We start from the raw sequence: 6,128 nt of genomic DNA on the forward strand, positions 1-6,128 counted from the left end.
GATTTCGCGTCATGGGAATGGTCATTAGCATCGTTGAGGGCGATGTTGCATCAGAGCAGATTCCGGCGTTGATCGCGGCCTATAAGAGCGTGATCGAGAGCGGATTGCCTCCCTCGATTCAGCAAAGCTTTCTGGTACAGCGATCACCAAATCACGTGGCGATCATCACGGTTTGGCGCTCGCGTGAGGACCTGCAAGCTATGATCGACGGCGGAGGCGAACCGGTGGCCCGCCGCCTGATCCGGGAAGCCGGTGGGCAACCGCAAGCCAATTTTCATGACGTTTTGGCCGCGGGCTAAATCGGAGAGGCGTTGTTGGGTGCCCGAGTGAGATGTCGCTTTCCATTTCGACACGCTCCCATTGGCGATCAAGCAAACCGGGACGAATGCACGCCGACGCACAGGCGCTGACACGGCTAAACCGCGGCTCTTCATACCCCCTCACCACAGAGGCTGCTTTTCGTTCAAGGCTTGAAGGCTAGCAGGGAGATGCTCTTCACGCCGAACGTCCTGCTGGCGTTGCGGGCGTTGTCGGAGATGAACTGGTAGGCCGGATTCTGCTGGACCTTAGCGATGTTCAATCCGGCTGCCATGATCTGCGAACGATAGCTGTCCTGCTGCGCCGCGCCACCGATGCAGGCCGCCCAAAAGGTCGAGTTGCAGACGATGGTTTCGGGCAGCTGCACTTCGGTGACGATATCGGAAATGGCCAGCCGGCCCCCGGATTTAAGCAGGCGTGACGCTTCATGGAAAACGGCGCTCTTGTCGGTCGCCAGGTTGATCACCCCGTTGCTGATGACAATGTCGGCCGAAGCGTCGGGCAGGGGCACGTTCTCTATATAGGCGCCTACATAGGTCACGTTGTGGAAGCCGTCGCGGTCGCGCAGCCGCTCCGCCTCCCCGCTGCTTAACCGTCATGTCGATGCCGACCACGGTGCCGCGCGGCCCGACCTTGAGGGCGGCAACGAACGTATCCATGCCGGCTCCGCTGCCGAGATCGACGACGGTCTCGCCCGGCTTCGGGTCGGAAAGATGGAAGTGGTAGCCGACCCCGGCGAAAGATTCGATCGCCTCGGCCGGAATGCGGTCGAGATCGGCGGCTGGATAGCCGATGCGCTCAGCCAGCGCCCGCCCCATCTCGAAAGGTTTTCGGCGACGCTGCGGTACATTGCCTTAACCTTGGTTTCCAGCTCGCTCGGATCGAATGCAACTGATGTGGTCACGGCCGCCTCCATTGATGTGATAGGCATAGTTCGCCCTCCCGATCAGAGCTGAGTATCCCCGCCCGGCGCCGGAAATCTCGACGCCGGCAATGAGATCATTCTCTCCGTAGCCTCTTGCCTTCGCGGAAGGGATGCAGGCCCAGAGATTGCCAAAACGCCAAACAACCGATGGCTAGGCTGGTTCGCACCCTTCTGGCCAGCCCTACGCAGCCCGCCGACCTATACCCGGTCGCAGATTCTGGTTCATACGAAACAAGTTCAGCGGGTCGTAACGCTGTTTTATCTCTAAAAGTCGCTGATAGTTGCCGCCATAACCGAGTTCGACACGATCCGCCTCGTCCTCGGGCATGAAATTTACGTAAGCCGTGCCGGCGGCGTGAGGCTTGGCCGCTTCATACAGCCCACGCGCCCAATCCCGGCATACGCCGTCCATGTCCGGCTCGCGCCAGCGAGCGTGCACATTCATGACAAAATGCGAACTTCTTTGTGGAAACGCCGTTGCATCCGCGGCGATGCGGCCGGCGGCGCCGCCCACATACCCGATGAAGATCTCGCATTCGGGGCCTGGAAGCTTGCCGATAGCGCCGATAACGATGTCGAGCGCTGCATCGGAAAGCTCGATGAAATCATGGCTCTTCCAGTAGTTGCGGGCACCGGGCGCAAGCAGTGGATCGAACGCCTGTTGCCAGCCCACGAATGGATTCGGGCCGACGACGTCGGCAATCGGCGTTCCGATTGCACGTAGCGCCGAGGTGGCCGCTTCGCCGTCTTCCACCTTTCCGCAATAGCACATGGCCAGCACCAGCACTTCCTTACCATGCCACTCGGCGGGCAGGAACGGAAGCGGCGGCGCCTGTCGCATGACGACCCAGCAGGTCATTTCGTCAGGCGCGGTTTCGAGCGCCTTTCGGTATTCCTGCAGGACCGCCTTGGCATTCTCAAACGGATGAACGACGAGCCCTGAAAACACTTGCGGGCCGACCTCGTGCAACTGGAACTCGAAGGCGGTAACGACACCGAAATTGCCACCGCCGCCTCGCAGCGCCCTCGGTGCCGCTCAATTCGAAGGCGGAGGAAGAGCCGCAATCCGTGTTCGCGAGCATTGGCAGCGGCGATGTAACTAAATGCCCGCCCCTATCCGGCTGGCGCCGCATGGGTTGCAGAAAACGCAGCGGCGCAAGGAAGTATGGTGCGAGCGCCTTTCCAAGATGTGACGCGAGTCGTGCCGGGAAAGCTGTATGGTCTTGCCACCGGTTGCGCATTCAACGACGAGACGGAGCAGCCGCCAAGACATTGCGACCGCTGCGGCTACTGCGCCAAGCGATCGGCGGCTCCAGCCGCCCGGTGCACCGTCACGACATTTCGGCAATCATTGTTTGACTTCGATCAACGGCAGTGACGCGATTGGGTGCAAGAGTTGCGCGACAAGGGCCGCTTCGCCGGCAGCAAAGGAGGTAGTCGATGGATCACGCTGACGAATCTGTCACGAAACATCACGCGCACTGCGGGTGCGGCGGCTCCCGTGGCGTAAAGCAAGACGCCGGCTCGCAGGCCAAGTCTCACGATGATCCCCGCCCTGCCGCGGCCGCCCTTGACATTCTCGACGAGCGCTTCGCCCGCGGCGAGATCGACAAGGACGAATACCTGGAAAAGAAGCAGCTGATCTCGGAGCGCGCGTCACCCCCGAAAGTCGACCAGCCGGAGGCGGCACCGGTCGCGGCGAAACCGGTCCCGACGCGGACGAAGCAACCCGCGCAACAGCGCTAGCCGCCGTCGTTGCCATCGGCGCGACGAGCGCCGCCATGGCACGCAAGCCGATTGTCGGACGGGCACGCGACGATCTTCACAGCCGCGCGGGCCACCCAATGCTGATTCATCATGGAGATCGCCAATGCAAAGGGTTCTGATTCCGATTTTGGTCCCGGCGAGTGCTGCGCTGGCCCTCGCGCCCTGCACGGCATTCGCGCAGACGCCCTCGGACGTCGACAGATACGCCTATGGTCCGGGCATGATGGTGGGGCGGAGGCGGGTGGGCGATGATTTTCGGCCCGTTGTTCATGATCTTCTTTCTTGCGGTGCTGATCGCTGTGGTGGTCCTTTTCGTTCGCTGGGCGGGCGGGCCGTGGCCGGGGACGGCGACACCTCAACAAACGTCGCCGGGTCGCAGCCGTTCGACATCCTCAAGGAGCGCTTTGCGCGCGGCGAGATCGACAAGGACGAGTTCGAGGAGCGGCGTCGCGTTTTCGGCGAATAGGCTGTCTCGATCTGCGGTTGGAGGGTGCGGAGGTCGCCTGCTGGCCGAAAGACGGTCAGAGAAGAAAGGATGTCCATGCAGATCCTGCTGATCCTGAATGATCCGCCGTACGGCACCGAGCACTGCTACAATGGCCTGCGCCTCGCTCTCGCTCTCACCAAGAGAGAGCCAACGACCACTGTTACCGTGTTCCTCATGGCCGATGCGGTGGTGGCTGCGAAGGCCGGCCAAAAAACCCCCGACGGCTACTACAATGTCGAGCGCATGCTGAAGGGGGTAGTTGCCGGCAAGGGGCAGATCTTGCTGTGCGGCACTTGCATGGACGCGCGCGGCCTGACTGAAGCCGACATCATGGCTGGGGCAAAGCGCAGCACGATGAACGAACTCGCGGCCGCCACCATCGCCGCCGACAAAGTGCTGGTGTTCTGATCCGATGGCTCAGATCTATCTCGACTACAACGCCAGCACGCCGATCGATCCGGCGGTAGCAGCGGCAATGCAACCGTTCCTCAACGAAGCCTTTGGCAATCCCTCCAGCGACCACTGGGCGAGCACGCCGGCAAAGGCCGCACTGGAGCACGCCCGCGGTCAGGTCGCCGCGTTGATCGGCTCGGCGCCCGACGAGATCGTGTTCACCAGCGGCGGCAGCGAGGCCAACAACCTTGCCATCAAGGGCACGTTCTTCGCGCTCAGGGAGAGGGGCGAGCACATCATCACGAGCGTGGTCGAGCATCCCGCTGTTCTCGCGCCCTGCAGGTTTCTCGAGCGACTCGGTGCAACGGTCACCTATCTGCCCGTCGACCCGACCTGCCGCGTCGATCCCGAAGACGTGCGCCGCGCGATCACCTCGCGCACCGTCCTGATCAGCGTCATGCACGCCAACAACGAGGTCGGCACGATCCAGCCGATCGAGGAGATCAGCGCCATTGCCCGGGAACACGGCATCCGTGTTCACACGGACGCCGCACAATCTGTCGGTAAAATTCCCACCAGGGTCGACGCGCTCGGGGTCGATCTGCTCACGATTGCCGGTCATAAGCTCTACGCGCCGAAGGGTGTGGGTGCGCTCTATGTCCGCCGCGGTGTCGAGTTGGAACCCCTGATCCACGGTGCCGGCCACGAGCAAGGCCGGCGCGCCGGCACCGAGAGCGCACTGCTCGCCGTCGGTCTCGGCGCGGCCTGCGGCCTGGCACAGGACCACGCGCCGATGGAACGCGTCCAGGCTCTGCGCGATCGCTTCTTGCGCGCTCTACAGAATCGCTTTGGCGATCGCGTCGTGTTGAACGGCCACCTCGAACATCGCTTGCCCAACACCCTCAACGTCTCGTTTGTCGGCATGTTCGGTGCCGATGTGCTGACAGCACTCGAGGGGGTCGCGGCATCGACCGGTTCGGCGTGCCATACGGGTCGTATCGAACTCTCGCCCGTGCTCGCCGCGATGGGCGTACCGGAGAAGGTCGGTATGGGTGCTGTGCGCTTCAGTCTCGGCAGGGCAACCACCGAGGCGGAAATCGATACCGTCGTCGATCGGCTCGAGGCAAGATTGATCGCTCCGGTTCGCTCCAACAGCGCCTGATCCGTGCTGCAACGGATCAGGCAAGTTTTCGTCTGCCACAGCGAACTTCTCTCGCTCGAGCGGCGGCCAATCAGCCTCACATTCGCTCCATCGCGGTGAACGCCGGAAAATCAGGCATCGTGGACGCGAAAAGCTGACTGAGACAGCTTGCCTGTTCAGATAAGCGCTGAAAATCTGGCATGGGTCGCTAAGTGAATCCATCATCCGGTGAAGGGCCCAGCCCCTAACCGAAATGTGGGATCCAGGCGGATATTGACGCCGAATTCGCTTGCAGCATTGCTGTTCAGCGGTTGATCTTACCGGAAATTTCTTCGTGAAGCATTCCGCGCGTTCAATTTCGCGGAATACCCGTTTTGCGACACCATAAAATTCGGTCGCAAAACTGTCGCTTTAGTTGGGCTTTTCGCGAAAAGGAACGGTCGATCGCAGAAGGCAGGGCGGAAAAAAGACCCTGAGTAGACCCGGGTGGAGATGGTACGCTAAGAGCCAAATGAACCTAGGGTCGTGCGACCGTGGCTGAGCTTCAAATAAGCAAGGGAGTTCGACCTTTCGAGGTAACAAACCGAATGGTCATGGCTATTTCGGTTCCGACGGCCTTCGCGTCGTTGAGCACACCCTTGCTAGGCATCGTTGACATCGCTGTGGTCGGGCAGTTTGGCAATGCGACCATGATCGGTGGTCTTGCTATAGGCACCACCATCTTCGGTTTCGTTTTTGCCTCGTTCAATTTCTTGCGGACTGGCACTTCGGGACTGGTTGCTCAGGCATTCGGACAGGATGACATTGGTGAGCAGCAGGCGGTGTTCTGGCGCGCGATCGTCATCGCATTGGTGCTTGGGATACTACTCATCGCCGCATCTCAGATCATTAAAGGGGCAGGACTGCTGTTCATGCAGCCCTCGCTGGATGTTGCCGAGGCGATGTCGACATATCTGTCCATCCGCCTGCTTTCCTCGCCGATGGCGCTAGTACCTCTGCACAGAGGATTTGACGGTTTCGATGGGTTGTAGCCTGGGTAGGCTGTCGGGTTCGACGAGCAGTTCGATGCTGCGCGCGAGGCCCGGTTGCTTGCGGAT

General features: G+C 61.2%; 8 protein-coding genes and 1 pseudogene. 6 read left to right on the plus strand and 3 right to left on the minus strand.

Annotated elements, in window-relative coordinates:
* The first annotated feature begins 11 nt into the window (after window positions 1–11).
* Window positions 12–299, plus strand: a complete 288-nt coding sequence (locus tag RFN28_RS24720) for a hypothetical protein (protein WP_320289794.1) — start codon at window positions 12–14, stop codon at window positions 297–299.
* A gap of 164 nt (window positions 300–463) precedes the next feature.
* Here RFN28_RS24720 and RFN28_RS24725 read toward each other — a convergent pair whose 3' ends face one another.
* The 3 genes and pseudogenes from RFN28_RS24725 to RFN28_RS24735 all read right to left on the minus strand — a co-directional run.
* Window positions 464–859, minus strand: a complete 396-nt coding sequence (locus tag RFN28_RS24725; RefSeq protein ID WP_320289795.1) for a methyltransferase domain-containing protein — start codon at window positions 857–859, stop codon at window positions 464–466.
* Entirely contained in the window at window positions 744–1,136 is a 393-nt protein-coding gene (locus RFN28_RS34925; protein ID WP_430678792.1) for a methyltransferase domain-containing protein, read from the minus strand. Before RFN28_RS34925 ends, RFN28_RS24725 begins: the two co-directional genes overlap by 116 nt.
* Window positions 1,137–1,424: 288 nt before the next feature.
* A pseudogene (locus RFN28_RS24735) lies at window positions 1,425–2,267 on the minus strand (FAD-binding oxidoreductase); the annotation flags it as partial.
* A 416-nt stretch (window positions 2,268–2,683) separates the two neighbouring features.
* Between RFN28_RS24735 and RFN28_RS24740 the strand changes: the two are divergent.
* The 5 genes from RFN28_RS24740 to RFN28_RS24760 all read left to right on the plus strand — a co-directional run bounded on the left by RFN28_RS24740 (window position 2,684) and on the right by RFN28_RS24760 (window position 6,062).
* Complete coding sequence (locus RFN28_RS24740; protein ID WP_320289797.1) at window positions 2,684–2,989, plus strand: SHOCT domain-containing protein; 306 nt, start codon at window positions 2,684–2,686, stop codon at window positions 2,987–2,989.
* Between the two features lie 124 nt (window positions 2,990–3,113).
* Entirely contained in the window at window positions 3,114–3,476 is a 363-nt protein-coding gene (locus tag RFN28_RS24745; RefSeq protein WP_320289798.1) for an SHOCT domain-containing protein, read from the plus strand.
* 75 nt (window positions 3,477–3,551) lie between these two features.
* The gene (locus tag RFN28_RS24750; RefSeq protein WP_320289799.1) at window positions 3,552–3,905 is read left to right on the plus strand and encodes a DsrE/DsrF/TusD sulfur relay family protein; all 354 of its coding nucleotides are present in this window, start codon (window positions 3,552–3,554) and stop codon (window positions 3,903–3,905) included.
* Between the two features lie 4 nt (window positions 3,906–3,909).
* On the plus strand, window positions 3,910–5,052 hold the full coding sequence (locus tag RFN28_RS24755) for a cysteine desulfurase family protein (protein WP_320289800.1): 1,143 nt from the start codon (window positions 3,910–3,912) through the stop codon (window positions 5,050–5,052).
* 572 nt (window positions 5,053–5,624) lie between these two features.
* Window positions 5,625–6,062, plus strand: coding sequence for an MATE family efflux transporter (locus tag RFN28_RS24760; RefSeq protein ID WP_320289801.1), 438 nt, complete (start codon window positions 5,625–5,627; stop codon window positions 6,060–6,062).
* Window positions 6,063–6,128: the final 66 nt, after the last annotated feature.

The sequence above is a fragment of the Mesorhizobium album genome (assembly GCF_033977205.1).
Lineage (GTDB): Bacteria > Pseudomonadota > Alphaproteobacteria > Rhizobiales > Rhizobiaceae > Mesorhizobium > Mesorhizobium album.